Raw genomic sequence first — 26,461 nt, 5'->3', positions numbered from 1 at the left:
GGCGCACATGTGATCCAATTGCTGGACTTACCTTGTCAGTGACGATCCCTAAGGGTCTCGCGTGGAATTGCGCCCGTTTATCCGTTCTTGTCTTACGAGTTCTTGTCTTATGGAATTTTGACGCGCCTCACTCCTTGCTCTTCTTTTCTTTCTTGTCGTCTTTCTTCTCGTCCTTTTCTTTCTTGTCGTCCTTGTCCTTTTCTTTTTTGCGGTTGGTGAAGCGCGCGTTGCCGAGGCCGGTGCCGATGGTCAGCACGCCCCAATGGTCGACGTCCTGCATGAACGGCACTTCGGAAAGGCCCTGCGCCACGCCGTCATTGTGCATCAGGATAGCGGTGTCATGATCGCCGATCGCCGGGATCGCCTCGACCAGACTCGCGGGCAGATTGAATTTGCTGCTTTCCCAATTGCCCGGAAGATTCTGCGCGCCCTTCTCGATCGAGCCGTCGTCGTTGATTACCCCGGGACAGGAAATCCCGATGAACGGCGCCAATTTCAGGCCTTCGGTGTCGGCCGCCAGGATCAATTCTTTCAGCATTTTCACCAGCCGCTTCACCGCACCTTCGCGGGTCGGCTCGTCATCGGCATGGCGCCAGAGTTCTGACTTCCACACCGATGCCTTCGACAGATCGGGCACTTTCTTCCAGCGGGTCTCGACCACGCCACAGCGAATATTGCTGCCGCCGATATCGACCGCGAGGATGCTGTCATGGGCTTCGAAAATCCATGACGGCGCCAGATGCAGGCAGCCGATCAGGCCGGCCTCATCGGGATCAAAGCGGATCGGCACCAGATCGATCTTGTGCCCCTCGGCCTTGAGCAAAAGATCAGTGCGCGCGATCGCGAGTTCGCCGACCCGGCTTTGGCGAAAGCCGCCACCGACCACGATGCGCTCGGTATCGGCCCAGGCCTTGGTCTTGAGAAAGCGCGAGGTCACATAGGCCAATTCCCCGGCGAATTCCTCGATCGCACCGTGCACCAGCGCGGCGGCAGCGATATCGTCGCCCACCAGCGCTTCATCGAGCGTGCCCTTGCCGATCTCCTCGGCGGATTTTTTCCCTAAGGGATCCTCGCCGTTCTTTTTCAGCGGCTTGCGCAGCGTATCCAGGATCTTTCGGAACGCGCCCTTGCTGGCGCGGTCGCCCAGAAAGCCGTCATCGTCTTTCAGCTCGATATTAAAGCTGTCGACTTCGACAGACGGCAAACGAGCAGCGCCGTGCCGGGCGATACCGGTGGTCGTTAATGTGTCCTCAGCCATTTGTGCCCCTGCCGATACCAGAATGTGGGACAACGGCCGGGGAACCCGTTGGTTGCATGGGCGGAAATCGCGGCTTGGCGGCCGGCCAAACCCCGCCGGCAAATTGGCCCTAAGATGCCAAATCCCTCATATTTGGCTCATTTCTGACCTGCTTTTCCTTGACTCGGGTCGCCCAGCGGCTATAAGTCCCGCACCCGGCGCGGGAGATTTCTCGCGCTGTTTGTTTTTGCGCGGCTTTGAGGGGTATTTCCCGATAAGGGATGTTGCTCCGATCGCGCGAAAATTGAACCCATAACGACTGAAGAAAAAGCCGGCCCGGACGTGTCCGAGGCCGGGATCGAACACGAAGGAATTAAACGATGTTCGCAGTCATCAAAACCGGCGGCCGGCAGTACCGCGTCGTTCCGGATGATGTGCTCGAGATTGGCAAGATCGCCGGCGATGTCGGAACGATCGTGCAGCTTGGCGAAGTTTTGCTGGTCGGCGGCGAATCGCCGGTGCTCGGCGTGCCCACGGTGCCCGGCGCCTCGGTTGCGGCCGAAGTGCTGCAGCACAAGCGCGGCCCCAAGGTCATTTCGTTCAAGAAGCGCCGCCGCAAGAATTCGCGCCGCAAGCGCGGTTATCGCGACGAGATCACGGTGCTGCGTATCACCGAGATCCTGACCAACGATAACAAGCCGACCATCGGACCGCGTCCGAAGCGCGAGAAGCCGGTTGTCACCCCTTCGACGGATGGTGACAACGAGGCGCCGAAGGCCGCCAAGAAGAAGGCCGCGCCGAAAAAGCCGGCTGCGAAGGCTGCGGCTAAACCGCGCGCCAAGCCCGATGCGAAGAAGGCTCCGGCCAAGAAGACTTCTAAAAGCTAAGACCACTAAAACGTGAACTGCGACATAAAGTGAAATGATTCCGTCAAGGAATCGATTTAGAGATTAGATAGAAGCTGGAGACGGGCCATGGCTCACAAAAAAGCAGGCGGTTCATCGCGCAACGGTCGTGACTCGGCCGGCAAGCGCCTCGGGATCAAGACCTATGGCGGCGAACATGTGATTCCCGGCAACATCATCGCGCGTCAGCGCGGCACCACCTGGCATCCCGGCCTTAATGTCGGCATGGGTACCGATCATACCCTGTTCGCCAAGGTCGAAGGTCGTGTCGAGTTTCGTGCAAAAGCCAACGGCCGCACCTTCATATCGGTGGTCCCGGTAACTGAAGCTGCGGCCGAGTAAACGGTGGACACCATGCGTCCGCCGGGTCCTGTTGAACCGGCGGAGCACCAGAAGGCTCCAAAGGGGAGGCGGGAAACCGGCCTCTCCTTTTTATTTGGTTATTTGTTCCGACCAGGAGCCCGACATGTTGCAGGATATCCCGACCCCGACCTTGCGCGAGGCGAGTAGCTGCGTCCTCGAGACCGAACGCCTGATGTTGCGCAGGCCGACGCTCGCGGACGTAAAGGCGATCGCGCGTCTCGCCAATGATCGTCGCATTGCGGAGAATTCCCGCCGCCTGCCGCATCCCTATTCGCAGGACCATGCCGTCGCCTTCGTGCGCGCCATGGCCGGCGACAAGCCGGAAACCGCCTTCCTGATTGAAAACAATCACACGCCGGTCGGAATGGTCGGCGTCAACTGGCGTGAGCCGGAAGCGCCGGAACTCGGCTACTGGCTCGGCGTGGAATATTGGGGCCAGGGCTTCGCCACCGAAGCCGCGCGCGCGGTGATCGACTTCGCGTTCGAGGAATTCGATATCGAGCACCTGATGTCAGGCGCGCGGGTCGCCAATCCGAACTCGCGCAACATCCTGGAGAAATGCGGCTTCCAGTGGAGCGGCGTCGAACTGCATCGCTTCGAGGCGCTGGGATCGTCAAGCCCGGTCGATCGCTTCCGTTTGTCGCGCGGCATCTGGGCCTCGCTGAAGAACTGGAACAGTTCAACGCGGCACCCACGCTAAACGCGCAACAACCAACGCTGTCGTCCCGGCCTTGCGCCGGGACCCATAGCCGCCGGCGGTGGTTGTGCGAGTGGTATTAGCGGCTCTGCTTTAATCGATAGATCACGCGGTGTGGGTCCCGGCGTTCGCCGGGACGACGAGGGGAGTTGTTGCGCTCCTGATTAATTGCCTCAACATTCCCTCTGCAATACCCATAGATGATCAGCCGCTTGCGCAGGACAGTTGGTCTTCGCGGCGTTTCAGACCACGCCGAGCGCATGTCCGGAGGCCTCAAAAAGGCCCGAAAATTAAGGCTTTTCGCTGATATCCCGGACATCAAGGGTTGCCGCCACAGCGCCCCTGCCTTACCTGTAGAACATGAAATTCCTTGATGAAGCAAAGGTCTATATCCGCTCCGGCGACGGCGGGAACGGCTGCGTGGCGTTCCGCCGCGAGAAGTATATTGAGTTCGGCGGCCCCTCCGGCGGCAATGGCGGCCGCGGCGGCGACGTCATCATCGAAGTGGTCGATGGACTGAATACGCTGATCGACTATCGCTATCAGCAGCACTTCAAGGCGCAAAAGGGCACCAACGGCCAGGGCAAGGACCGTCACGGCGCCAACGGCAAGGCGATTACGCTCAAGGTGCCGGTCGGCACGCAGATCTTCGATGAAGATCGCGAAACCCTGATCCATGATTTCACCACGCTCGGCGAAAAATTCGTGCTTGCCGAAGGCGGCAATGGCGGCTTCGGCAACGCGCATTTCAAATCCTCGACCAATCGCGCGCCGCGCAACGCCAATCCCGGATTGGAGGGCGAGGAGCGCTGGATCTGGCTGCGGCTGAAACTGATCGCGGATGCCGGTCTGGTCGGCCTGCCCAATGCCGGCAAGTCGACATTCCTCTCCGTCGTCAGCGCCGCCAAGCCGAAGATCGCCGACTATCCCTTCACCACACTGCATCCGCAGCTCGGCGTGGTCGATGTCGACGGCCGCGAATTCGTGCTGGCGGATATTCCGGGCCTGATCGAGGGCGCGCATGAAGGCGCCGGCCTCGGCGATCGCTTTCTCGGCCATGTCGAGCGCTGTCGTGTATTGCTGCATCTGGTGGATGCGACCTGCGAACATGCCGGCAAGGCTTACAAGACGGTGCGCACCGAGCTCGACGCCTATGAGGGCGACCTTGCCGACAAGATCGAGATCGTCGCGCTCAACAAGATCGACGCGGTGACACCGGAAGAATTGAAGGCGCAGCGCGACCGGCTCAAGCGCGCCGCCAAGAAAACCCCGCTGCTGATCTCCGGCGTCGCAGGCACCGGCGTGAAAGAAGCGCTGCGGGCACTGGTCGAATTGATCGGCGAGGCCCCGGTATCGGCCAAGGCCAAGGGCGTCGCCAAAGCCGAGCCTTGGGCGCCGCAAACCACCTAGACCTCTTACCGCAAGCATGATCTATCCGAACAAACGCTGGAATCATGCGTCAGCTCGTCGATCCGCTCCGCTGCAAAGTCTCACGTCATGGCCCGCCCCAACCTGAAGAAATTCCGACGCATCGTCGTCAAGGTCGGCTCGTCGCTGCTGATCGATTCCGACGCCGGCGAAGTGCGGGCGGAATGGCTTGCCGCGCTCGCGGCCGATATCGCTAAATTACATGGCGAGGGCCGTGAACTCCTGATCGTGTCTTCCGGCTCGATCGCGCTGGGACGCAGCCGGCTGAAGCTGCCGCGCGGCGCGCTGAAGCTCGAGGAAAGCCAGGGCGCCGCGGCGGTCGGACAGATCGCACTGGCGCGGATCTGGTCGGAAGTGCTCGGCCATCACGGCATCGGCGCCGGACAGATCCTGGTCACGCTGCAGGATACCGAAGAGCGCCGCCGTTATCTCAACGCCCGCTCGACCATCGCCAAACTGCTGGAATGGCGCGCGGTGCCCGTGATCAACGAAAACGACACCGTCGCCACCAATGAAATCCGCTACGGCGACAATGACCGCCTCGCCGCCCGCGTCGCGACCATGGCGAGCGCGGACCTCTTGATCCTGCTGTCGGATATCGACGGCCTCTATGACGCGCCACCGGGCCGCAATCCCGACGCGAAGCTGATTCCGATCGTCGAATCCGTCACCTCGGAAATCGAGGCGATGGCAGGGGCGGCCGAATCCGAACTGTCGCGCGGCGGCATGTACACCAAGATCGAGGCCGCCAAGATCGCAACCACCGCCGGCACCCATATGCTGATCGCATCGGGCAAGATCGAGCACCCCCTGCAGGCCATCGCCGACGGCGGGCGCTGCACGTGGTTTTTGACCCCGGCCAATCCGGTGACCGCGCGCAAGCGCTGGATCGCAGGCTCGCTGGAGCCAAAGGGCACGCTGACCATCGATGCCGGCGCGGTCAGCGCACTCCGTGCCGGCAAGAGCCTGTTGCCGGCCGGCGTGATCCGGGTCGACGGGCAATTCGCCCGCGGCGACGCCGTGGTGGTGCGCGGTCCCGATACCCATGAAATCGGCCGCGGCCTCGTCGCCTACGACTTTGAAGATGCCGAGAAGATCAAGGGCCGCTCCTCGCCCGACGTGATGACGATCCTGGGCATCTCGGGGCGAGCGGAAATGATCCACCGCGACGACCTCGTCATCGGCCCGAGCGGGGCATTGCCCGCAGGCTAGGCCCAAGCGCCAGCTCGGCCAATGGCCCAACGGCCCCTAAACCAGCCCCCAGATCAGACGCCGCCCGCCAGCCATGCCCGTTCCGCACCTCGCAAAACAGGGATTTCCGTGCTAGGACATGGCCTTAACTGAAAGCCAGAACCGACAAGACAAGAACTGACATGAATGCGCCGCTGAAGGCGATCGACGGAAACGCCGATTTACCTGCCCTGATGAACGATCTCGCTATCCGCGCGCGCGCCGCCGCGCGAACGCTGGCGCTTGCATCGCCGGAGCAGAAAAACCAGGCGCTCGATGCGATCGAGCGCGCCATCCGCGCGCACGCCGCTGAAATTCTCGCCGCCAATGCCGAAGATGTCGCCGAAGTCCGCGCCAGTGGCGCGACGTCCGCCTTCATCGATCGGCTGACGCTGACACCAGCGCGCATCGATGCGATGGCCGATGGTGTTGCGACCGTGCGTGCAATCGCCGATCCCGTCGGCATCGTGACCGAAAGCTGGCAGCGCCCCAACGGCATGACCATCGAACGCGTGCGCGTGCCGCTGGGTGTGGTCGCGGTAATTTTCGAAAGCCGTCCCAACGTCGCCGCCGATGCCGGCGTGCTGTGTTTGAAATCCGGCAACGCGGTGATCCTGCGCGGCGGCTCCGACAGTTTCCGCTCCTGCCGTGCGATCCATACTTGTCTGGTTGAGGGATTGCGCGAAGCCGGCCTGCCCGAAGCTGCGATCACGCTGGTGCCGACCCGCGACCGCGCCGCCGTGGGCCTTCTGCTCGGCGGTTTGAACGGCGGCGTCGATGTCATCGTGCCGCGCGGCGGCAAGAGTCTGGTCGCGCGCGTCGAGGCCGAAGCGCGCGTGCCGGTGTTCGCGCATCTGGAAGGCGTCAATCATGTCTATGTCGATCACGCCGCTAATCTCGAAATGGCCAAGTCGATCGTGCTGAATGCCAAGATGCGCCGCCCCGGTGTGTGCGGCGCCGCCGAAACCTTGCTGGTCGATCGTGCCGCGGCCTCGGCCAATCTCAAGCCGCTGGTGCAGATGCTGATCGACGCCGGTTGCGAAGTGCGCGGCGACGATGCCGTGCAGCGAGCAGATTCGCGCGTAAAGCCCGCTTCCGACGAAGACTGGGACACCGAATATGAAGACGCGATCATTGCCGCCAAGGTGGTCGATGGCGTCAGCGAGGCGATCGCTCATATTCACGATCACGGTTCGCACCACACCGATGCGATCGTGACCGACGATGAAGCCACCGCGCGGAAATTCCTCAACGAGGTCGATTCGGCGATCGTGCTGCATAACGCATCGACCCAGTTCGCCGACGGCGGCGAATTCGGCTTCGGCGCGGAGATCGGCATCGCCACCGGGAAATTCCACGCCCGCGGCCCGGTTGGCGCCGAGCAATTGACCAGCTTCAAATATCGCGTGCACGGCACCGGGCAGACCCGGCCGTGAGCGCCTGCATGTTTTCAAGCGAACGCCCGATCTCACGACAGCGGAACGATTCCGGTTTGTGCATGCGGTGGCGCCGTTGAAGCCAGCTTCCGTCGCGTTGCATTCAGTTGCTTCAGAGATCCCGCTTTATACCAACGGCATGCGTATCGGCCTGCTCGGCGGTTCCTTCAATCCGCCGCATGACGCGCACCGCGCCATCAGCCTGTTTGCGATCAAGCGGCTGAAGCTCGATCGCGTGTGGTGGCTGGTAACCCCCGGCAATCCGCTCAAGGATGGCGGCGCCTTGCGCGATCTCGACGAGCGCGCCGAGGCCGCGCAACGCGTGGCCAATGATCCGCGCATCGATGTCAGTTGTCTCGAATCCGTCATCGGAACGCGCTACACTGTTGACACCATTGAATATCTGCGACGCCGCGCTTCCGGCCTGCGCTTTGTCTGGATCATGGGCGCGGATAATCTGGCGCAGTTCCACCGCTGGCAAAACTGGCGGCGCATCGCTTCCGAGGTGCCGATCGCTGTGATCGACCGACCGCCACAAAGTTTTCGCGCCTTGGCCGCGCCCGCTGCGCAGGCCCTCGCGCGCTACCGGTTGCCTGAAAATCAGGCCGGCCGACTGGCGGACCAGCGCGCGCCCGCCTGGGTCTTTCTCACCGGCATGAAACTGAGCCTGTCATCGACCGGCCTTCGGAACCAGGACGGTAGCTGGAGGACAAAGTAACAGGATGGCGCCGGCAGGCATCAATTTACCTGTAGATTATCTGCATCCCCATTGTCTCCGAGGTTCGTGTGGGGATGCAGCCGTAAAGGATCGCGAGCTTCGGAAACGGGGTACTGGATATTGAAACCATTAACCCCACATGCATAGTATGGTTGGCGGGCGCCTAGGATTCGGCGTTCGCGATACAGTGAAAGGAATGGTCCCTGGCCACATCTGTATTGTCCAAGTCTGTTTTACCGAAGGTTCCCAAAGCCGCTAAAGTCAAAGCGGCCGCTGAGATCAAGGCACCTGCCAAGGAATCTGGTAAGCGTAAAACATCGACGAAAACTGCGGCCTTGAAGGCGCAACCCGACGCCGACAAGACCCTGAATATGATCCTCTCCCGCCTCGAAGATATGAAGGCGGAAGAAACGGTCACCATCGACCTTCGCGGCAAATCTGCATTTTCCGACTACATGATCGTCACGTCGGGCCGGGCCAACCGGCACGTCGGCGCGATCGCGGAGAATGTCGCCAAGGGCCTCAAGGAAAACGGCATCAAAAGCATCCATGTCGAGGGCTTGCCCAATTGCGACTGGGTGTTGATCGATTCCGGCGATGTGGTCGTGCACGTGTTCAGACCCGAAGTGCGTGAGTTCTACAATCTTGAGCGAATGTGGACTCAGGGACCGGCGGCGGTGAAGGCGGTCTGACGATCCGGCCGATGTAAATCGGTTGAGCGCATGCAGGGGTGCAGCGCGCATGCCGCAAAAGCGGAGTGGCTTTTGCGGAGAGGATGCGTGCAATTTAAACGCGGCCAATTTGCCGCCTCCCTTTGTTGATCGAGCATGCGCCTCATCGTCATCTCAATCGGCCGGCTGAAGCAGGGTCCGGAACGGGAACTGGCCGAGCGCTACCGTGAGCGATTCGACGACATCGGCCGCAAGCTGGGCTTTCGCGGCCTCGATATTACGGAAATTCCTGAAAGCCGATCCCGCGACGCGGCCACCCGGATGACCGAGGAAGCCGCGGCGATTTCGGCCGCAATCCCGGCGAAATCCGTGCTGGTGGCACTTGATGAGCGCGGCGACAATGTCGACAGCGCCACCTTTGCAAGGCATCTTGGCCGCTGGCGGGACGAACAGGTGGCCAACACAATTTTCACAATTGGCGGCGCGGACGGACTTTCGCCCGATTTGCGGCGCATGGCAAAGCTCAGAATCGCGTTCGGCTCGGCGACCTGGCCGCACCAAATGGTTCGCGTCATGCTTCTCGAACAGATTTACCGGGCCGCGACCATTTTGTCGGGGCACCCCTATCACCGCGCCTAGCGCGGGTAACTCCAACTACTAACCCAAGTGCAAAAGCACTGATTCGGACCTGATGCTGTCAGCGCGGAAACCTCCTGGCCACCCCGACACCGCCCGCCGCGGTCAGCTTGCTTCGGTCCGCATTCCCCTTTCCATCGCGCTGTTATCAGCGAGTTTTGCCGGGATGAGCCTGTTGCCTGCGACAGCACAGGTCGCCGAAGCAACGCCGCAGGCATCGGCCGCTTCCCCCGATGCCATCAAGCAGCGCGAGCAGGAACTCGAGGCCGCCCGAACTCAGCAAAAAAATGCTGCGGATCTCCAGCAAAAACTCAAAGCGGATATCGCCGCGATTGGTCAGGACCGCAGCAAACTCAATGCGCAGTTGATCGATATCGCAGCCCAGGTCCGCAGTGTCGAAACCCGGATCGGCGACGCCGAGGCGCGGCTGCGCCCACTCGACAGCCGCGAACAACAAATCCGCGGCTCGCTCGATTCGCGCCGCTCCGAAATCGTCGAGGTGTTGGCCGCCCTGCAACGCGCCGGACGACGCACGCCCCCAGCCTTGCTGGTGCGGCCGGAAGACGCGTTGCAATCGCTCCGCACCGCCATGTTGTTGGGCTCCGTGGTGCCCGAACTGCGCGGCCGCGCTGAAAAACTATCCGGCGACCTCACCGAGTTGATTGACCTGCGCAAGACCATCGCCTCGGAGCGCGATCGGCTCGGAGTTGATCGCGACAAGCTGCGGGACGACCAAACCCGGCTCGCGGCGCTGGTCGATGAGCGGCAGCGCAAGCAGAGCTCGGCCGAAAAGGACCTCGAAGCCGAGGGCGCGCGCGCGGTTTTACTCTCGAAACAGGTCGACAGCCTGCAGGGCCTGATCGCCAAGATGGAACAGGACCTCAAGAGCGCGGCGAAAGCCGCCGCCACGGCTAACCTGCAGGGCGCCCCGGCCACCATCAACGGCAAGCCCAATCTGGCAGCGCTCAAGGACCGCGCCCGGATGAGCCCGGCCATCGCGTTCGCCTCGGCCAAGGGCCTGTTCGCGTTGCCGGTTAACGGCACCAGGATTCGCGAATTCGGCGGTTCCGACGGTGCGGGTGGCGTAGAAAAAGGCATTTCTTTGGCAACCCGGGTCGGAGCGCAGGTCACAACCCCGTGTGACGGCTGGGTTGTTTACGCCGGTCCCTTCCGCAGCTACGGACAACTCTTGATCCTGAATGCCGGGGGCGGGTATCATGTGCTGATCGCCGGGATGGAGCGCATTTCGGTCAACATTGGCCAGTTTGTACTTACGGGGGAGCCGGTCGCAACGATGGGGACGACGTCCCAGGTTGCTTCAATTCTCGCGACCAACGCGAGCCAGCCCGTGCTCTATATCGAGTTCCGTAAGGACGGCACTCCCATTGATCCAGGCCCATGGTGGGCCGCAAATGAAGGCGAAAAGGTTCGCGGATGATGCGCAAGACTTCTGTAATTCTCCTTAGCGCCGCCACTGGCGCGGCACTGACGCTGTTCGTAACCCAGCCACGTTCGGTGATGATGGGATCGAGTGCGCGTGCCGCCACCTCGGACACCTATCGCCAGCTCAATCTGTTCGGCGATGTGTTCGAGCGGGTGCGCAGCGACTATGTCGAGAAGCCGGACGACAGCAAGCTCGTCGAATCCGCGATCAGCGGCATGCTGAGCGGTCTCGATCCGCATTCCAGCTATATGGACGCCAAGAGCTTCCGCGACATGCAGGTGCAGACCCGCGGCGAGTTCGGCGGCCTCGGCATCGAAGTCACGATGGAAGACGGTTTGATCAAGGTGGTGTCGCCGATCGACGATACCCCGGCGTCGAAGGCCGGCATCATGGCCAATGACATCATCACCAATCTCGACGACGAAGCGGTGCAGGGTCTCACCCTCAACCAGGCCGTCGAAAAGATGCGCGGCCCGGTCAACACCAAGATCAAGCTGAAGATCATCCGCAAGGGCCAGGATAATCCGATCGATGTCACGCTGGTGCGCGACAACATCCGGGTCCGCTCGGTGCGCGCGCATGTCGAAGGCGACGATATCGCCTATATCCGCATCACCACCTTCAACGAGCAGACCACCGAAGGCCTGAAGCGGGAAATCGGCAATCTGAGCACCCAGATCGGCGACAAGCTGAAGGGCTACATCATCGATCTGCGCAACAATCCCGGCGGCTTGCTGGAAGAGGCGGTGACGGTTTCCGACACCTTCCTCGAGCGCGGTGAAATCGTTTCGACCCGCGGACGTAACGCTGAGGAAACCCAGCGCCGCGCCGCACATCCCGGCGATCTGACCAAGGGCAAACCGGTGATCGTTCTGATCAACGGCGGCTCGGCATCAGCGTCCGAAATCGTCGCCGGCGCGCTGCAGGACCATAAGCGTGCCACGCTGGTCGGCACGCGCTCGTTCGGCAAGGGCTCGGTGCAGACCATCATTCCGCTCGGCTCCGGCAACGGCGCGCTGCGGCTGACGACGGCGCGCTACTTCACGCCGTCGGGCAAGTCGATCCAGGCCAAGGGCATCGTTCCCGATATCGAAGTGCTGCAGGATGTGCCCGACGAGTTGAAGTCCCGTACCGACACCAAGGGCGAAGCTTCGCTGCGCGGTCATTTGAAGAACGACGGCGACGAGAAGACCGGTTCGCAATCCTACGTGCCGCCGGACGCCAAGGACGACAAGGCCCTGAAGATGGCAAACGATCTGCTTCACGGCATCAAGTCCACCGCCGCCAACACGACCACGCCTGCGGTCGCTCCGGCGACTGGCGACAAGGCCGCGGTCGACAAGCCGGCCACCGAAAAAGCGAACTGATTTAATTTCGCTGGATTCTGTGAAAAGGGCGGCCTTCGGGCCGCCCTTTTTGTTGCCGGGTTCCGTATACCGAAACCGCACCTGAAGCGGCTTTTGCGGGGTCCCCGACAAGGCCGTATCCACTGCCGGCCGTACTGCCAAGGATTCGCCCCGCCGTGGTATCGTCGTCCCCGTTGATTCGGGGAGACTGATGGCAGAGACGGCCGACGATCTGAGCACGCCGCTTGGACAGACAACGGTGCGCCGGAAGCGCCGGTTTCGGCTGCCCTTTACGGGTATGCAGGCCCTCGCCGTGCTGCTCGGGCTGTTTCTGGCTACCTTCGCGGGTTTTGCCATCTTCGGCGAGAACCCGTTCGGCGGCGAGCCGATGACGCGCATCGCCATCACGCCGTCGGCGCCGACAGAAGAAAAAATGGCCGCGGCGCCCGCGACGGCTTCTGAGTCCAGCGCAAAACCGGCGGCCAAGCAGGCCACACCGTCCGAACAGAAAACCGTCACCATCATCGACGGTTCCAGCGGCGCGCGGCATGACGTCGCGATCGGACCGGGCGACGGCCCGGGGTCGGAAAAAGCCGAAGCTGACGCGCCGCCCGCCATGATGGCTGGGATCGATCCGCGCCTGCTCGAAAAATCACGCTATGGCATGATCCCGGTCGCCGCTGATGGACTGAAACCGTTCACCGTCTATGCCGCCGACGCCGACCGCACCAAGGCGGCCCGGATGCCGGTGGTCTCGATCGTGGTCGAAGGGCTTGGCATCGGCGCCGCCAAGACCGCCGAGGCTATCGTGAAACTGCCACCCGCGGTGACCTTGGCGTTCACGCCCTATGGCGCGGACCCCACCAAGCTGGCTGAGCGGGCGCGGGCACAGCGCCACGAGATCCTGCTGCAGATTCCGATGGAGCCGTTCGATTATCCCGACAATGACCCCGGCCCGCAAACCCTGCTGACGACACTGCCGGCGGAACAGAATCTGGACCGGCTCACCTGGCATCTTAGCCGTTTCCAGGGCTATGCTGGGATCGCCAATTTCATGGGCGCGCGCTTCGTCGTCACCGACGCGGTAATGCAGCCGCTGATCCGCGAAGCCGCCAAGCGCGGGCTCGGCTATTTCGACGACGGGCAGGCGCCACGCAGCGTCGCCCCCTCCTTGGCTGCCGCCCAGGCAATGCCGTTCGCCAAGGGCGATTTCAGCATCGATGCGGTGCCGACCGCGGTGGAAATCGACCGGGCGCTGGCAAAACTTGAGAATCTGGCCCGGGAACGCGGCGTCGCGGTCGGCACCGCCTCGGCGTTGCCGATTTCGATCGAGCGGATTAGCGTATGGATCAAGGCGCTCGAAAGCCATGGCATCATGCTTGTGCCATTGACAACCGCGATGCTGAAATCAAAATCGGGCTAAGGCAATTGGGGCGGCACGACTTTCCAGAAACCCGCCAGACCAGTCCGCCGGCGTAACTGCAAGAGGCTTTGACGGAATGCCGCGTTACGAAGACCTGCCCTATCGAACATGCGTCGGCATGATGCTGATCAACGCAGCGGGGCTGGTCTTCATCGGTCGCCGCGCCGGTGGCGTCGAACATGTCGACGACACCCATGTCTGGCAAATGCCGCAAGGCGGCGTCGATCCCGGCGAAGACACCTGGGCCGCGGCGAAGCGCGAGCTCTATGAGGAAACCAGCGTCCGCTCGGTGGAGAAGCTCGGCGAGGTTGCCGACTGGCTGATCTATGACATCCCGCGCACCGTTGCCGGCCGTGCCTGGAAGGGCCGCTACCGCGGCCAGCGGCAGAAATGGTTCGCGGTTCGCTTTACCGGCAAGGATAGCGAGATCAATGTCGCCAGCCCCGGCGGCGGACACAAGGCCGAGTTCGTCAACTGGCGCTGGGAGCCGATGAAAAATCTCCCCGACCTGATCGTTCCGTTCAAGCGCCCGGTCTATGAACGTGTGGTGAAGGAATTCGCGAAGCTCGCGGGCAGTTAATTCTTGTCAGACAATAAACCCTACCGCCCCAATGTCGGGATCGCGCTGTTCAACGTCTCCGGTCACGTCCTGATCGGACGGCGCTTTCGGGATGACGGACCGGAAATCATTCTTCCCGGCCTGGAATGGCAGATGCCGCAGGGCGGCATCGACGCCAACGAGAATCCGCGTGAAGCCGTGATGCGCGAACTCTGGGAAGAAACCGGCGTGACCCACGCCGGTTATCTCGGAGAAACCGATTGGCTGACTTATGAGTTTCCGCCCTTCGACGGACCATCATCGCATCGGCTCGCCAAATTCCGCGGCCAGCGCCAGAAATGGTTCGCGCTGCGATTTACCGGCTCCGATACGGAGATCGATCCGCTGACGCCGCGTAACGGCCAGCCGCCGGAGTTCGACCAATGGCGATGGGAGCGGCTTGAATGCGTCGCCGATCTCGTGGTGCCGTTCAGGCGCGATATCTATCAAACGGTAGCGCAGAGTTTTGCTGAATTCGCCGGGTGATGTGGCTTGTCCCGTTTGGGGGAGTGAGCCAGTTCTTCAAGCAGGCGACGAGAAACACACCCGGCGCAAATAACGTAATCAGGAAATTTTACAGAGCCGGGGGCTGAGGCCGGCGCTTGCAATCTTAATGCAGCGCCGTTGTATTGAGTTCGTTCTGGATGCTCTTGAAGTGATCGAGCCGCTCGACCTCGCGGTCGAGTTCGGAGCCTTCCTTCTCAGCGAGCTTGGCTTCCATACCGGCAATCTGTTCGGCGAATTTGGTCCGGTCCAGATCCTGCAGCGAGGTCGCGACATCGGCCAGCACGGTGAGGCCCTTGTCCGACACTTCCGCCAGACCGCCGAGCACGATGATCTTCTGCTTGGTGCCGCCCGTTGACACGGTCAGGATACCCGGCCGGATCGCCGCGACGACCGGCGCATGCCCGGCCAACACGCCGAAATCACCCTCGACGCCGGGAACGTCGACCTGATCGACCTCGCCGGAGAAGGCGAGTTTTTCGGGCGAGACGAGATCGAAATGGAAGGTGGCCATGGACTTGCTCTCTCGATTGTCACCCGCGGGCCCGACCCGCGGGCCCATCACTCAACAATTTTCTTTCGATGGATTACCGGGCCACTACGACTCTTGCCCGGCAATGACGAAGTGACGACTTAGGCGGCTTCGGCGGCGAGCTTCTTGCCCTTCTCGACCGCTTCATCGATGTTGCCGACCATGTAGAACGCGGCTTCCGGCAAGTGATCGTACTTGCCTTCGCAGATGGCGCGAAAACCCTTGATGGTGTCGGCGAGTTCGACGAACTTGCCCGGCGATCCCGTGAAGATTTCAGCGACGAAGAACGGCTGCGACAGGAAGCGCTCGATCTTGCGCGCGCGGGCGACGGCGATCTTGTCCTCTTCCGACAATTCGTCCATGCCGAGAATCGCGATGATATCCTGCAGCGACTTGTACTTCTGCAGCACCTGCTGAACCATACGCGCGGTCTGGTAATGCTCTTCGCCGACGACGAGCGGCGACAACATGCGCGAGGTCGAGTCGAGCGGATCAACCGCCGGGTAGATGCCCTTTTCGGAGATCGCGCGGTTCAGCACCGTGGTCGCGTCCAAATGGGCGAACGAGGTTGCGGGCGCCGGATCGGTCAAGTCGTCGGCCGGCACGTAGATCGCCTGTACCGAAGTGATCGAACCCTTATGCGTGGTGGTGATTCGCTCCTGCAGCGCGCCCATGTCAGTGGCCAGCGTCGGCTGATAACCCACCGCCGAAGGAATACGGCCGAGCAGAGCCGACACTTCCGAACCCGCCTGCGTGAAGCGGAAGATGTTATCGACGAAGAACAGCACGTCCTGGCCCTGATCGCGGAAATGCTCGGCGACGGTCAGACCGGTGAGGCCGACGCGGGCGCGGGCGCCCGGCGGTTCGTTCATCTGGCCGTAGACCAGCGCGCATTTGGAGCCTTCGCCGCCGCCCTTCTTGTTGACGCCGGATTCGATGAACTCGTGATAGAGATCGTTGCCTTCGCGGGTACGCTCGCCAACACCGGCGAACACCGAGTAACCACCGTGGGCGCGCGCGACGTTGTTGATCAGTTCCTGAATCAGCACGGTCTTGCCGACGCCGGCGCCGCCGAACAGACCGATCTTGCCGCCCTTGGCGTAAGGCGCCAGGAGATCGACGACCTTGATGCCGGTGACGAGAATTTCAGCTTCCGTGGACTGGTCGGTATAGAGCGGCGCTTCCTGATGGATCGCGCGCCGGTCCTCGGCCTTGACCGGACCTTCTTCGTCGACGGGCTCACCGATCACGTTCATGATGCGGCCGAGCGTTCCAGCGCCGACCGGCACCATGATCGGCGAACCGGTGTCGCTGACTTCCTGACCGCGGACCAGACCCTCGGTGGTGTCCATCGCGATCGTGCGCACGGTGGACTCACCGAGATGCTGCGCGACCTCGAGCACCAAGCGATTGCCGCCGTTCTTGGTTTCGATCGCGTTCAGAATGGCCGGCAGATGTCCTTCGAACTGCACGTCGACGACGGCGCCGATGACTTGCGTGATGCGTCCGGTCTGATTGGCGGGTGTAGCCATAAAACTCTCTCCTTGAAGTCCTAAAACTTAAATGACGGTCAGCTTGACCGGGATATTGCCCTTGGTTGCCTTCGAGTACGGGCAGACCGTGTGGGCTTCCTCAACCATTTGCTGGAGCTTTTCCTTGTCAGCGCCAGGAAGTGCTACCTTCAACTCAACGGCGAGGCCGAAGCCGCCGTCCTTCTGATCCAGCGTCACCTCGCAGGTTACCCGCGCGGCCTGGCCATCGAGGCCATGTTTCTTTGCGACCAGCAGAATGGCCTGGCCATAGCAGGACGAATAACCCAGCGCGAAAAGCTGCTCGGGATTGTGTCCATCGCCGGCGCCGCCGATTTCCTTGGGCGCAGCCATCGCCAACGCCAACCCGCCATTGTCCAGCATCGCACGGCCGTTACGGCCGCCCTTGGTGGTCGCTGATGTCACATAAGCCATGGAATGCTCCCTGTTGACATGCTTGCTGCTAGATCGCCTCGGCGCCGGAGATGATTTCAATCAGCTCCTTGGTGATCATCGCCTGACGGGTTCGGTTATAGATCAGCGTCTGCTTGCGGATCATGTCGCCCGCGTTGCGGGTGGCGTTATCCATCGCGCTCATCTGCGCGCCGTAGAACGAAGCGTTGTTTTCGAGGAGCGCGCGGAAAATCTGCACCGCGAGATTGCGCGGCAACAGGGTGTCGAGGATTTCGTCCTCTTCCGGCTCATATTCGTAAGATGTCGCCGGGCCGGCATTGGCGGAGGGCGCTTCCACCACCAGCGGAATGACCTGCTGCGCGGTCGGCACCTGCGAGATCACCGACTTGAAGCGCGAATAGAACAGCGTACAGACGTCGAATTCGCCGTTATTGAAGCGCGCGATGACTTTGTTGGCGATGTCTTCGGCGTTGACGAAACCGAGCTGGCGGACCGAACGCAGTTCGACGTTTTCGATGATCTGCTTTTCGAAGGTCCGGCGCAGTTGTTCAAATCCCTTGCGGCCGACGCAGAAGAATTTGACCTCTTTGCCCTGATTGATCAGCGTCAGCGCGCGCTCACGCGCCAGACGCACGATCGACGAATTGAAAGCGCCGGACAGGCCGCGCTCGCCGGTGCAGACCAAAAGCAGATGCGCCTGATCCTTGCCGGTACCGGCCAGCAACACCGGCGCGCCGGGCGAACCGGCGGCCGAGGTCGCGATATTGGAAATCACCGCATCCATTTTTTCTGCGTAAGGCCGCGCCGCCTCGGCGGCGGTCTGCGCGCGGCGCAGCTTTGACGCTGCGACCATCTGCATGGCCTTGGTGATCTTCTGCGTCGCCTTGGTGGAGGCGATGCGGACCCGCATGTCTTTAAGTGAAGCCATTCTTAGATCACCCCGGCGATCCGATCCTTGATCCGACCGCAAGCCCCTCTTTCATCATGTCCCGGCCGTGTGCCGGGTCACGATGGCCAATCAAGAAAACTATTAAGCGAACGTTTTGGCGTAACCCTCGACCACGGCCTTGAGCTTCGCGGCGGTGTCGTCGCTAAGATCGCGGGTATCGCGGATGGTATTGAGGATATCGACATTCTTGCCGCGCAGCAGCGACAGCAGACCGTCCTCGAAGCTGCGCACCTTGGCGACCGGGAGCGCATCGAGATAGCCGTTGACGCCGGCATAAATCACGACGACCTGCTCTTCCATCTTCAGCGGCGAGAATTGCGGCTGCTTCAGGAGTTCGGTCAGGCGCGAACCACGATTCAGCAGGCGCTGCGTCGAGGCATCGAGGTCGGAACCGAACTGCGCGAACGCCGCCATTTCGCGGTATTGCGCCAGCTCGCCCTTGATCTTGCCGGCGACCTTCTTCATCGCCTTGGTCTGCGCCGAAGATCCGACGCGCGACACCGACAGACCGACGTTCACCGCCGGGCGGATGCCCTGGAAGAACAGATCGGTTTCAAGGAAGATTTGACCGTCGGTAATCGAGATCACGTTGGTCGGGATGTAGGCCGACACGTCGTTGGCCTGGGTTTCGATGACCGGCAGCGCCGTCAGCGAACCCGCGCCGTGATCGTCGTTCAGCTTGGCCGAGCGCTCGAGCAGACGGGAATGCAGATAGAACACGTCGCCGGGATAGGCTTCGCGGCCCGGCGGGCGGCGCAGCAGCAGCGACATCTGACGATAGGCGACGGCCTGCTTCGACAAATCGTCATAGATGATGACGGCGTGCATGCCGTTGTCGCGGAAATATTCGCCCATGGTGCAGCCGGTGAACGGCGCGATGTATTGCATCGGCGCCGGATCGGACGCGGTGGCCGCAACAACGATCGAATATTCCAGCGCGCCCTGCTCTTCGAGCACCTTGACGAACTGGGCGACGGTCGAACGCTTCTGGCCGATCGCGACGTAAACGCAATACAGCTTGATCTTCTCGTCGCTCTGCGCGTTGAGCGGCTTCTGGTTCAGAATGGTGTCGAGCGCGATCGCGGTCTTGCCGGTCTGGCGGTCGCCGATGATCAGCTCGCGCTGGCCGCGGCCAACGGGGATCAAAGCGTCGATCGCCTTGAGGCCGGTTGCCATCGGCTCGTTGACCGATTTGCGCGGAATGATGCCGGGCGCCTTGACGTCGACGCGCATGCGCTTGTCGGACTGGATCGGGCCCTTGCCGTCGATCGGATTGCCGAGCGCATCGACCACGCGGCCGAGCAAGCCCTTGCCGACCGGCGTATCGACGATCGCGCGGGTGCGCTTGACGGTCTGACCTTCCTTGATCTCGCGGTCGGCGCCGAAGATCACGATACCGACGTTGTCGGTTTCGAGATTCAGCGCCATGCCGCGGGTGCCGTTTTCGAACTCGACCATTTCACCGGCCTGGACGTTGTCGAGGCCGTAGACGCGGGCAATGCCGTCGCCGACGGACAACACCTGTCCGACTTCGGAAACTTCAGCCTCCTGGCCGAAATTCTTGATCTGGTCCTTGAGGATCGCGGAAATTTCCGCGGCGCGGATGTCCATCAGCCTGCCTCTTTCATCGCGTGCTTGATCGAATTGAGTTTGGTGCGAAGCGAACTATCCACCATGCGGCTGCCAAGCTTGACGACAAGGCCGCCGATGATCGAAGGATCGACTTTCACGTTGAGCGCGACGTCCTTGCCCGTCACTGATTTCAGTGCGGTCTTGAGAGCGTCGAGATTCTTGTCACTGAGCGTTTCGGCGACGGTCACGTCGGCCGTCGCTTCGCCCTTGAACTTCGCCACCAGCGCGCGGAAAGCGCGGATCACATCGCTCACGGCGAACAACCGGCGATTGGCGGTGAGAACTTTGAGGAATTTGGCGGAAATGCCCGATATCTGGGCCTTATCGAGTATCGCGGCCAACGCCTTCGACTGCGCGTCTGCCGAAAACACCGGGCTGCGAACCAGACGCTTGAGATCCGCGCTGTCGGCCAGCATCGCGTCAAACCGATCGAGATCGGCCTTTACCGCATCGATGGATTTTTCATCGCGCGCCAGTTCGAACAAGGCCGTTGCATAACGGCCGGACACTCCGGAAACGGACGGATCTTCTGCAGCCACAAGCACGCTCTTTTAGCTGTCAAACTCGCAAGGGAAAAAACCGTCGCCAAGATGCGGCGCCTAGCGATCCAAGCCCTTGGAATTCAAGTGGGACTTCGATTTTCGACCGGCACGGACGTACCGGGATCGTTAAAATCGCGGCTTTGCTAACATAGCAGGAGCGCAGGTGCAACATGACGAAAGCGGCTGGCGATGCCTTGTCGCACGGGCTGTCGCGGCAGCGACGGACGGCCGTTTTGCAGAAAATCAGGCGCCGCGGATTCGGCTGTCCCGCCACATTCGAGGCGAACGCCCGATCATGCCGACCCGCTATCGTTCCAACGGCAAACGCATAGCCCCATGAAGTCTCCAACGGGGAACGGTACGCCGCCCCAAGCCATTCGATTTGCGCATTACTTGACGAAAACTCGGCGTCATCGACGATGACTTCGATCATCAGTATTCGCGAGTATTAAATAGTTAATAAATTGTTAATCGCGATCACTGTCACAAGCGCCAGGATCGTCTGTACTCGATAACAAGATGTTTCAGGGAGAGATAAAGCAATCTACTGCCCCTTTTATGCCTCATTAGCCCACCAAACGGCAAACCTCAACTTTGGAGCGGGGGTTCCACTTGCCACATATGTGGCAATACTATTGTCGAGGGACATATATATGGTAACTAGTAAAATTCAGGCGCTCGGAAATGCATTCCGGTTCCGCGTGGCGCTCACTTTTTTTGCCGCCCTTGCTCTGATGGGCGGAAACGTTTCCGAGGCTTCGGCCCGAACTCGCCACCACCATTACAGCCATCATCACTTCCACCATCACGCCAGCAACGCTTCGCGGACCGACAGCTCCTGGCGCGACGCCAATGCATCGATCGCCTCGTCGGGCGGCCGCACCTTCTCCGGCATGGCCTCTTTCTATGGCAATGAATCCGGCAGCAAGACCGCCTCGGGTCAGCGCTTCAACCAGAACGCCATGACCTGCGCCCACCGTTCGCTGCCGTTCGGCACCCGGCTCAAGGTGACCCATGGCGACCGCAGCGTGGTCGTCACTGTCAACGACCGTGGACCGTTCGTCCGTGGCCGGGTTCTCGATCTGTCAACGGGCGCAGCACGTGCTGTCGGCCTGACCGGCGCTGGCGTCGGCCGCGTTGTCGCTGAGGTCCTGTAACTTCCTGGGGCTTCCAAGAGCCCTGTTGTTGCATCAAGTCCAGTAAGCGTTGCGTGGCGTAACGGCCGCAGAACCTGCTGCACGCCGAAAACAGGCCTGCCGTCGCAAATGACGGCAGGCTTTTTTCTTTCGTCATTCCGGGATGGTCCAAAGGACCAGACCTCAGATGTGCAATTGCACATCGGGGAATCTCGAGATTCCGGGTTCGATGCTGCGCATCGCCCCGGAATGATGGCTGCGCCGTCACAGAAAACTCTGCGGATCGACGTCGACTTCGAGCTTGAGATTGCCCTTGGTCTTGGGGCCGGCAGCGAGCCACTCGCGCAAATATTCCGACAGGTCGACATTGCGCAGCGATTTCACCAGCAACCGGAACCGATAACGGCCCTTGATCACCGCCAGCGGCGCCTCTGCCGGTCCCAGTACCTGGATGCGCTCATCGATCGGCGCGATCGAAGCAAGCTTGCGCGCGAACCCTTCCGCTGTGGGCCGATCACCGGCTGAGACGATCAGGCTGGCCAGCCGGCCGAACGGCGGATAGCCGGTACGCTCGCGCGCCTCGATCTCGCTGGCGTAAAACGCCTCGCGGTCGCACGCCACCAGCGCCTTCATCACGGGATGTTCCGGCTGATGGGTTTGCAGATAGCCGACGCCGCGGCCCTGATCGCGCCCGGCCCGCCCGATCACCTGATTGAGCAATTGGAATGTGCGCTCCGCGGCGCGCGGATCGCCGTTGCTCAAACCCAGATCCGCATCGATCACGCCAACCAGATTGAGCCGCGGAAAATTATGGCCCTTGGCGACCAATTGCGTGCCGATGATGATATCGACGCGCCCCTCCGCGATCTCGTTCAATTCGCTGCGCATGGTTTCGATCGAGGTGATCAGGTCGCTCGACAATACCATAGTGCGCGCATTCGGAAACAGGCTGGCGGCTTCCTCCTGCAGGCGCTCGACGCCGGGGCCGACCGCGACCAGCGATTCCTCCGCCGCGCAATGCGGGCAGACCTGTGGCCGCGGCATCGAGAAGCCGCAGTGATGACAGACCAGCCGCTGGCGAAAGCGATGATCGACCAGCCACGCATCGCAGATGGTGCAGGCGAAGCGATGACCGCAGCCACGGCATAAAGTCAGCGGCGCATAGCCGCGGCGGTTGAGAAACAGCAAAGCCTGTTCGCGCCGCTCGATCGCAATGCCGATATGCTCGGCCAGACGAGGCGAAATAAAACGTCCGCGCGGCGGCGCTTCGCGGCGCAGATCGATCGCCTCGATATGCGGCATATGCTGGCCGCCGAACCGCGACGGCAGCACCACGCGCTGATAGCGGCCCTTGCGCGCATTGACTTCGCTTTCGACCGACGGCGTCGCCGAGGCCAGCACGATCGGAATCTTGGCGATATGCGCCCGCACCACCGCCATGTCGCGGGCGTGGTAATGCGCGCCTTCATCCTGCTTGTAGGCCTGGTCGTGCTCCTCATCGACCACGATCAAGCCAAGATTGGCGTAGGGCAGAAACAGCGCCGAGCGTGCGCCGACCACGACCGGCGCTTCGCCCGCCGCGATCGCCGCCCAGTTGCGCTGCCGCGTACGTGGTGTGAGCTCGGAATGCCATTCCAGCGGACGTACGCCGAAACGCAACGCGAAGCGGTCGAGGAACTGTCCGGTCAGCGCGATTTCCGGCATCAGGATCAGCGACTGCCTGCCACGGCGGATGGTCTCGGCAACGGCCTCGAAATAGACTTCGGTCTTGCCGGATCCCGTAACGCCATCGAGCAGCGCGACATGAAAACTGCCATTGGCCGCGAGCGCGCGCATCGCATCCACAGCGGTGCGCTGCTGGCGGGAGAAATCCGGTTCGGAAAAGGACGGGTCCGGCGCGGGCGGCGCCAGGGCGCGTGGCATCGGCTCGGTGGCCAGCGTGCCTTCGTCGACCAGACCATCGACCACGCCGACACTGACGCCGGCTTCCTTGGCGGCATCCGATTTGCCGTGCAGCAGGCCATCCGACAGGATTTCTATCAATCGCCGCCGCGCCGGCGTGAGGCGCTTGGGCACTTCGCCGACCAGCCGCACGCCCATCCGCACCCGCTCGGGGCCGAGATGTTCGCCCATCCGCAACGTCATGCGCATCACCATGCCGCGCGCCGACAGCGTGTAATTGGCAACCCAATCGACAAGCGCGCGCAGTTCCGCCTTCAATGGCGGCACGTCGAGCTTTTCGCCGACCTCCTTGAGACGATTGTGCAGGCGCGGATCGGGATTAGCGTTCTCGGCCCAGACCACCGCGATCACCTCGCGCGGCCCCAGCGGCACGCACACGACATCGCCCGGCTTCAACTCCATGCCGCGCGGCACGCGATAGGAATAGGCCTGATTGAGCGCGACCGGCACCAGCACGTCGACGACGCGCGCCGCCGCTGCGGATGAGGTGCTGGCACGCGTGGAATGGTCCATAGGAGAATCAGGCTCGAAATCCAGGAGGAGGCCTAACTTAAGGTCGCCGGCCGCCCGGGGCCAGTGTCTCGCTGCCAGCCGGGGCCAAGTTAGCGAACGGTAAACGAAAGAGGTGCGATATAATCCCTCGGAATCATCGCGTGCCGACAACACTTCAAGTGGCAATCCCAGGGACAATCTGATGTCCAAGCCAGTTCCCGCATTTGCACCCATTGAACTCGCCTGCGCCGACGCTGGTGTCACGCTGCAGATGACGCGTTGGCTGGGGCATTTGCGCGCCGAACGCCGGTTGTCGCCGAAGACACTGGAGGCCTATGCCCGCGATCTCAGGCAGTTCCTGCAGTTTCTCGGCGAGCATTGGGCCGCGCAGGTGACGCTGACGCGTTTTGCCGCGCTTGAAGCCAGCGATGTCAGGGCGTTCATGGCGATGCGGCGCGCTGATGAGATTGGCGGACGCTCCCTGATGCGCGCGCTGGCGGGCCTGCGCTCGTTCGGGCGCTTTCTGGAACGCGAAGGCAATGGCAAGGTCGGCGCATTATCTGCCATTCGCGCGCCGAAGGTCGGCAAGAGCCTGCCGAAACCGATCCATATGGCCGCGGCCAAGCGCTTTGCCGATGCCGACGAGCGCGCCGGCGAAACCCGCGATCCCTGGATCTGGGCGCGCGACGCCGCCGTGATGGCGCTGTTGTACGGCTCGGGCCTGCGTATCTCCGAGGCGCTTGGATTAAAGCGCCGCGACGTGCCGTTGCCCGGCGCGGGCGATGTATTGGTCGTCACTGGCAAGGGCAACAAGACCCGCATGGTGCCGGTGCTGCAAAACGTGCTGGCGCTGGTTCAGGAATATGTCGCGATGTGCCCGCATTCGTTACCGGCGGAAGGGCCGATCTTTGTCGGCGCCCGCGGCGGGCCCTTGAGGGCGCGAATCATTCAGCTCACCATGGAACGGCTGCGCGGCGCGCTGGGCCTGCCCGACAGCGCGACGCCGCATGCGCTACGGCATTCTTTCGCAACCCATCTCTTGACTCGCGGCGGCGATCTGCGCGCGATCCAGGAATTGCTCGGCCACGCTTCGCTGTCGACCACGCAGATTTATACCGGCATCGACAGCGAACGGCTGCTGGAAGTCTATCAGACCGCGCATCCCCGCGCCTGAACGCCCCGCCGGAAAACGCTTACACACTCTTGTCTTGACGCGTTTTCCTCACGCGAACCGGTCCCCGCTTCGGTGGAAAATGCCATGGCCTCTTGCGCCGCCGAATTTGTTCGGCAATCGTGGCCTTCTCAGGCAGGGAGAGAATCATGAGCGCGCACGAAAGCATGGAGCAGGCGGACCAGGCCAAGGAAGCCTCACACGAAAATCGCAATATCGCATTGCTGATCGCAGTGATCGCGCTGTGTCTGGCCCTGTCGGAAACACTCGGCAAAGGCGCACAGACCGAATCGATCAGCAAGAATGTCGAGGCTTCCAATTTGTGGGCATTCTTTCAGGCCAAGAGCATCCGCCGCACGGTGGTCCAGACCGCTGCAGAGCAGGCAAAATTAAATGAGACTACCGCCGCCGACGATGCCGCCAAAGCAACGTTGCAAAAGCAGATCGACAACTGGCAGAAGACCGCCGCGCGGTACCGCTCCGAGCCCGAGACCGGCGAAGGGCAGGACCAGTTGTCCGAACGCGCCAAGCACGCCGAGGAAGAGCGCGATCTTGCCGAAGCGAAGTATCATCACTTCGAACTGGCCTCCGCGGCATTCCAGATCGGAATCGTGCTGGCTTCGGCGACCATCATCACCGGCATCGTCGCGCTGTCCTGGATTTCCGGCTTGCTGGCGCTCGGAGGCATCGCATTCACAGCCCTCGGCATCTTCATGCCGCATCTGCTGCATCTGCCGTAAATATTGTTTAAAGGTCGGTGGCGCTTGCATCCTTCGAGACGGCGCTTTCGCGCCTCCTCAGGATGAGGTCCGAGCTTGGATAAAGTCTGAGAATCCTCATGGTGAGGAACGCGGCAATGCCGCGCGTCTCGAACCATCGGGCGTGAACAAAGGCTGAAGCCCTACCGCGCTTCGCGCACGCTCTTGCGGAAGCGCTGGATCAGCCGCAGTGTCCGCGATGACCAGCCGTCGCCATCACCGCGCAGGATTTCCATGATTCGGATCTTGACCGGTTCAACCAGCGCAGTCGCCTTGGCGCGCAGCGCCGTCACGAACTCATAGAGCCTTTCGAACCAGGCCATCTCCAGCAATTTCGGCCGCGTCACGTCGAACACGAACGCGGTGACGCCGACGCCGAGCAGTTTTGCAACGATGATGGTGAGGATCGCGCTGATCCAGTATTCATGGGTCAGCAGCCAGAGCCCGACCAGCTTCAGCGGGAACAATGGAATCACCGGCACGATGAACACGATCAGCGTCATCGCCGGCGACAGCGTATCGACGCGCTCGGCGAGCCATTGCTTGAAAGTGTGCAGGGGGAATTTAGACACCACCCAGGCCACGATCGGCTCAAGGTGGTCCCACAACCATGCTTCGATCAGGAAGATGACCGCAAGCAAAACCCAGATCGGCTGAAGTAGGCGGCGCAGCATGTATGTTATCCTAGCCCGACTCGCGCCGGGCTCC

The 26,461-nt window shown here is 61.9% G+C and carries 27 protein-coding genes; 17 read left to right on the top strand and 10 right to left on the bottom strand.

The window, feature by feature from the left end; genetic code table 11:
* Nucleotides 1–127: 127 nt before the first annotated feature.
* Nucleotides 128–1,258 carry an ROK family protein gene (locus HB676_RS02305; protein WP_213736021.1) on the bottom strand — a complete coding sequence of 377 codons (1,131 nt, stop codon included), beginning with the start codon at nucleotides 1,256–1,258 and terminating at the stop codon, nucleotides 128–130.
* 359 nt (nucleotides 1,259–1,617) lie between these two features.
* Between HB676_RS02305 and rplU the strand changes: the two genes are divergently transcribed.
* From rplU to HB676_RS02235, 14 genes are all read left to right on the top strand, one after another.
* Entirely contained in the window at nucleotides 1,618–2,124 is a 507-nt protein-coding gene (gene rplU, locus HB676_RS02300; protein WP_213736020.1) for a 50S ribosomal protein L21, read from the top strand.
* Between the two features lie 87 nt (nucleotides 2,125–2,211).
* Entirely contained in the window at nucleotides 2,212–2,484 is a 273-nt protein-coding gene (gene rpmA, locus HB676_RS02295; RefSeq protein ID WP_213736019.1) for a 50S ribosomal protein L27, read from the top strand.
* Nucleotides 2,485–2,608: 124 nt separating this feature from the next.
* Nucleotides 2,609–3,205, top strand: a complete 597-nt coding sequence (locus HB676_RS02290; protein WP_213736018.1) for a GNAT family N-acetyltransferase — start codon at nucleotides 2,609–2,611, stop codon at nucleotides 3,203–3,205.
* A 357-nt stretch (nucleotides 3,206–3,562) separates the two neighbouring features.
* Nucleotides 3,563–4,612, top strand: a complete 1,050-nt coding sequence (obgE, locus tag HB676_RS02285; RefSeq protein WP_213736017.1) for a GTPase ObgE — start codon at nucleotides 3,563–3,565, stop codon at nucleotides 4,610–4,612.
* 87 nt (nucleotides 4,613–4,699) lie between these two features.
* The gene (proB, locus tag HB676_RS02280) at nucleotides 4,700–5,842 is read left to right on the top strand and encodes a glutamate 5-kinase (RefSeq protein ID WP_213736016.1); all 1,143 of its coding nucleotides are present in this window, start codon (nucleotides 4,700–4,702) and stop codon (nucleotides 5,840–5,842) included.
* A 161-nt stretch (nucleotides 5,843–6,003) separates the two neighbouring features.
* Nucleotides 6,004–7,296, top strand: a complete 1,293-nt coding sequence (locus HB676_RS02275; RefSeq protein ID WP_213736015.1) for a glutamate-5-semialdehyde dehydrogenase — start codon at nucleotides 6,004–6,006, stop codon at nucleotides 7,294–7,296.
* Nucleotides 7,297–7,372: 76 nt separating this feature from the next.
* Nucleotides 7,373–8,014 (top strand): nicotinate-nucleotide adenylyltransferase, encoded by a 642-nt coding sequence (locus HB676_RS02270; RefSeq protein ID WP_275944903.1) that lies wholly within the window; start codon nucleotides 7,373–7,375, stop codon nucleotides 8,012–8,014.
* A gap of 335 nt (nucleotides 8,015–8,349) precedes the next feature.
* Nucleotides 8,350–8,706 (top strand): ribosome silencing factor, encoded by a 357-nt coding sequence (gene rsfS / locus HB676_RS02265; RefSeq protein WP_213736014.1) that lies wholly within the window; start codon nucleotides 8,350–8,352, stop codon nucleotides 8,704–8,706.
* A gap of 135 nt (nucleotides 8,707–8,841) precedes the next feature.
* Nucleotides 8,842–9,324 (top strand): 23S rRNA (pseudouridine(1915)-N(3))-methyltransferase RlmH, encoded by a 483-nt coding sequence (gene rlmH, locus HB676_RS02260; protein ID WP_213736013.1) that lies wholly within the window; start codon nucleotides 8,842–8,844, stop codon nucleotides 9,322–9,324.
* Nucleotides 9,325–9,376: 52 nt separating this feature from the next.
* Nucleotides 9,377–10,759 carry a peptidoglycan DD-metalloendopeptidase family protein gene (locus tag HB676_RS02255; RefSeq protein WP_213736012.1) on the top strand — a complete coding sequence of 461 codons (1,383 nt, stop codon included), beginning with the start codon at nucleotides 9,377–9,379 and terminating at the stop codon, nucleotides 10,757–10,759.
* Nucleotides 10,756–12,132, top strand: a complete 1,377-nt coding sequence (locus tag HB676_RS02250; protein ID WP_213736011.1) for a S41 family peptidase — start codon at nucleotides 10,756–10,758, stop codon at nucleotides 12,130–12,132. The genes HB676_RS02255 and HB676_RS02250 overlap by 4 nt, the downstream gene beginning before the upstream one ends.
* A gap of 190 nt (nucleotides 12,133–12,322) precedes the next feature.
* The gene (locus HB676_RS02245; protein ID WP_213736010.1) at nucleotides 12,323–13,534 is read left to right on the top strand and encodes a divergent polysaccharide deacetylase family protein; all 1,212 of its coding nucleotides are present in this window, start codon (nucleotides 12,323–12,325) and stop codon (nucleotides 13,532–13,534) included.
* A 76-nt stretch (nucleotides 13,535–13,610) separates the two neighbouring features.
* Entirely contained in the window at nucleotides 13,611–14,114 is a 504-nt protein-coding gene (locus HB676_RS02240) for an RNA pyrophosphohydrolase (protein ID WP_213736009.1), read from the top strand.
* Nucleotides 14,115–14,117: 3 nt separating this feature from the next.
* Nucleotides 14,118–14,618, top strand: a complete 501-nt coding sequence (locus HB676_RS02235) for an RNA pyrophosphohydrolase (protein WP_213736008.1) — start codon at nucleotides 14,118–14,120, stop codon at nucleotides 14,616–14,618.
* 124 nt (nucleotides 14,619–14,742) lie between these two features.
* Here the strand turns inward: HB676_RS02235 and HB676_RS02230 are convergent, their stop codons facing one another.
* The 7 genes from HB676_RS02230 to HB676_RS02200 form a co-directional block, all read right to left on the bottom strand.
* Nucleotides 14,743–15,150, bottom strand: a complete 408-nt coding sequence (locus HB676_RS02230) for a F0F1 ATP synthase subunit epsilon (RefSeq protein ID WP_213736007.1) — start codon at nucleotides 15,148–15,150, stop codon at nucleotides 14,743–14,745.
* A gap of 119 nt (nucleotides 15,151–15,269) precedes the next feature.
* Nucleotides 15,270–16,700, bottom strand: a complete 1,431-nt coding sequence (atpD, locus tag HB676_RS02225; protein ID WP_213736006.1) for a F0F1 ATP synthase subunit beta — start codon at nucleotides 16,698–16,700, stop codon at nucleotides 15,270–15,272.
* Between the two features lie 27 nt (nucleotides 16,701–16,727).
* Entirely contained in the window at nucleotides 16,728–17,132 is a 405-nt protein-coding gene (locus tag HB676_RS02220) for an organic hydroperoxide resistance protein (protein WP_213736005.1), read from the bottom strand.
* A gap of 28 nt (nucleotides 17,133–17,160) precedes the next feature.
* A complete protein-coding gene (locus tag HB676_RS02215) occupies nucleotides 17,161–18,039 on the bottom strand; it encodes a F0F1 ATP synthase subunit gamma (RefSeq protein WP_213736004.1) in 879 nt (292 codons plus the stop codon).
* A gap of 102 nt (nucleotides 18,040–18,141) precedes the next feature.
* On the bottom strand, nucleotides 18,142–19,671 hold the full coding sequence (gene atpA / locus HB676_RS02210; RefSeq protein WP_213736003.1) for a F0F1 ATP synthase subunit alpha: 1,530 nt from the start codon (nucleotides 19,669–19,671) through the stop codon (nucleotides 18,142–18,144).
* Nucleotides 19,671–20,231 (bottom strand): F0F1 ATP synthase subunit delta, encoded by a 561-nt coding sequence (locus HB676_RS02205; protein WP_213736002.1) that lies wholly within the window; start codon nucleotides 20,229–20,231, stop codon nucleotides 19,671–19,673. Before HB676_RS02205 ends, atpA begins: the two co-directional genes overlap by 1 nt.
* Before the next feature lie 19 nt (nucleotides 20,232–20,250).
* Nucleotides 20,251–20,667, bottom strand: a complete 417-nt coding sequence (locus tag HB676_RS02200; protein WP_213736001.1) for a hypothetical protein — start codon at nucleotides 20,665–20,667, stop codon at nucleotides 20,251–20,253.
* 220 nt (nucleotides 20,668–20,887) lie between these two features.
* Here HB676_RS02200 and HB676_RS02195 point away from each other — a divergent pair, with 220 nt between their 5' ends.
* Nucleotides 20,888–21,391 (top strand): septal ring lytic transglycosylase RlpA family protein, encoded by a 504-nt coding sequence (locus HB676_RS02195; protein ID WP_213736000.1) that lies wholly within the window; start codon nucleotides 20,888–20,890, stop codon nucleotides 21,389–21,391.
* 243 nt (nucleotides 21,392–21,634) lie between these two features.
* Here HB676_RS02195 and HB676_RS02190 read toward each other — a convergent pair whose 3' ends face one another.
* Complete coding sequence (locus HB676_RS02190; RefSeq protein ID WP_213735999.1) at nucleotides 21,635–23,845, bottom strand: primosomal protein N'; 2,211 nt, start codon at nucleotides 23,843–23,845, stop codon at nucleotides 21,635–21,637.
* 181 nt (nucleotides 23,846–24,026) lie between these two features.
* Between HB676_RS02190 and HB676_RS02185 the strand changes: the two genes are divergently transcribed.
* Nucleotides 24,027–24,998 carry a tyrosine recombinase XerC gene (locus HB676_RS02185; RefSeq protein WP_213735998.1) on the top strand — a complete coding sequence of 324 codons (972 nt, stop codon included), beginning with the start codon at nucleotides 24,027–24,029 and terminating at the stop codon, nucleotides 24,996–24,998.
* 146 nt (nucleotides 24,999–25,144) lie between these two features.
* Nucleotides 25,145–25,735, top strand: a complete 591-nt coding sequence (locus tag HB676_RS02180) for a DUF4337 domain-containing protein (RefSeq protein ID WP_213735997.1) — start codon at nucleotides 25,145–25,147, stop codon at nucleotides 25,733–25,735.
* Between the two features lie 161 nt (nucleotides 25,736–25,896).
* Here HB676_RS02180 and HB676_RS02175 read toward each other — a convergent pair whose 3' ends face one another.
* Entirely contained in the window at nucleotides 25,897–26,427 is a 531-nt protein-coding gene (locus HB676_RS02175) for a hypothetical protein (protein WP_213735996.1), read from the bottom strand.
* Nucleotides 26,428–26,461: the final 34 nt, after the last annotated feature.

The sequence above is a fragment of the Bradyrhizobium sp. dw_411 genome (assembly GCF_018449695.1).
In the GTDB taxonomy this organism is placed as follows: Bacteria; Pseudomonadota; Alphaproteobacteria; order Rhizobiales; family Xanthobacteraceae; genus Bradyrhizobium.
Note: the sequence above shows the minus strand (reverse complement) of the source record. Positions and strands in the feature narration are given on the sequence as shown.

What these genes read in the sequence shown, in the direction of transcription:
- HB676_RS02305 (WP_213736021.1), bottom strand. Translation starts at nt 1,258, where the DNA reads ATGGCTGAGGACACATTAACGACCACCGGTATCGCCCGGCACGGCGCT.
- rplU (WP_213736020.1), top strand. Translation starts at nt 1,618, where the DNA reads ATGTTCGCAGTCATCAAAACCGGCGGCCGGCAGTACCGCGTCGTTCCG.
- rpmA (WP_213736019.1), top strand. Translation starts at nt 2,212, where the DNA reads ATGGCTCACAAAAAAGCAGGCGGTTCATCGCGCAACGGTCGTGACTCG.
- HB676_RS02290 (WP_213736018.1), top strand. Translation starts at nt 2,609, where the DNA reads ATGTTGCAGGATATCCCGACCCCGACCTTGCGCGAGGCGAGTAGCTGC.
- obgE (WP_213736017.1), top strand. Translation starts at nt 3,563, where the DNA reads ATGAAATTCCTTGATGAAGCAAAGGTCTATATCCGCTCCGGCGACGGC.
- proB (WP_213736016.1), top strand. Translation starts at nt 4,700, where the DNA reads ATGGCCCGCCCCAACCTGAAGAAATTCCGACGCATCGTCGTCAAGGTC.
- HB676_RS02275 (WP_213736015.1), top strand. Translation starts at nt 6,004, where the DNA reads ATGAATGCGCCGCTGAAGGCGATCGACGGAAACGCCGATTTACCTGCC.
- rlmH (WP_213736013.1), top strand. Translation starts at nt 8,842, where the DNA reads ATGCGCCTCATCGTCATCTCAATCGGCCGGCTGAAGCAGGGTCCGGAA.
- HB676_RS02255 (WP_213736012.1), top strand. Translation starts at nt 9,377, where the DNA reads ATGCTGTCAGCGCGGAAACCTCCTGGCCACCCCGACACCGCCCGCCGC.
- HB676_RS02250 (WP_213736011.1), top strand. Translation starts at nt 10,756, where the DNA reads ATGATGCGCAAGACTTCTGTAATTCTCCTTAGCGCCGCCACTGGCGCG.
- HB676_RS02245 (WP_213736010.1), top strand. Translation starts at nt 12,323, where the DNA reads ATGGCAGAGACGGCCGACGATCTGAGCACGCCGCTTGGACAGACAACG.
- HB676_RS02240 (WP_213736009.1), top strand. Translation starts at nt 13,611, where the DNA reads ATGCCGCGTTACGAAGACCTGCCCTATCGAACATGCGTCGGCATGATG.
- HB676_RS02230 (WP_213736007.1), bottom strand. Translation starts at nt 15,150, where the DNA reads ATGGCCACCTTCCATTTCGATCTCGTCTCGCCCGAAAAACTCGCCTTC.
- atpD (WP_213736006.1), bottom strand. Translation starts at nt 16,700, where the DNA reads ATGGCTACACCCGCCAATCAGACCGGACGCATCACGCAAGTCATCGGC.
- HB676_RS02220 (WP_213736005.1), bottom strand. Translation starts at nt 17,132, where the DNA reads ATGGCTTATGTGACATCAGCGACCACCAAGGGCGGCCGTAACGGCCGT.
- HB676_RS02215 (WP_213736004.1), bottom strand. Translation starts at nt 18,039, where the DNA reads ATGGCTTCACTTAAAGACATGCGGGTCCGCATCGCCTCCACCAAGGCG.
- atpA (WP_213736003.1), bottom strand. Translation starts at nt 19,671, where the DNA reads ATGGACATCCGCGCCGCGGAAATTTCCGCGATCCTCAAGGACCAGATC.
- HB676_RS02200 (WP_213736001.1), bottom strand. Translation starts at nt 20,667, where the DNA reads ATGATCGAAGTCATCGTCGATGACGCCGAGTTTTCGTCAAGTAATGCG.
- HB676_RS02195 (WP_213736000.1), top strand. Translation starts at nt 20,888, where the DNA reads ATGGTAACTAGTAAAATTCAGGCGCTCGGAAATGCATTCCGGTTCCGC.
- HB676_RS02190 (WP_213735999.1), bottom strand. Translation starts at nt 23,845, where the DNA reads ATGGACCATTCCACGCGTGCCAGCACCTCATCCGCAGCGGCGGCGCGC.
- HB676_RS02185 (WP_213735998.1), top strand. Translation starts at nt 24,027, where the DNA reads ATGTCCAAGCCAGTTCCCGCATTTGCACCCATTGAACTCGCCTGCGCC.
- HB676_RS02180 (WP_213735997.1), top strand. Translation starts at nt 25,145, where the DNA reads ATGAGCGCGCACGAAAGCATGGAGCAGGCGGACCAGGCCAAGGAAGCC.
- HB676_RS02175 (WP_213735996.1), bottom strand. Translation starts at nt 26,427, where the DNA reads ATGCTGCGCCGCCTACTTCAGCCGATCTGGGTTTTGCTTGCGGTCATC.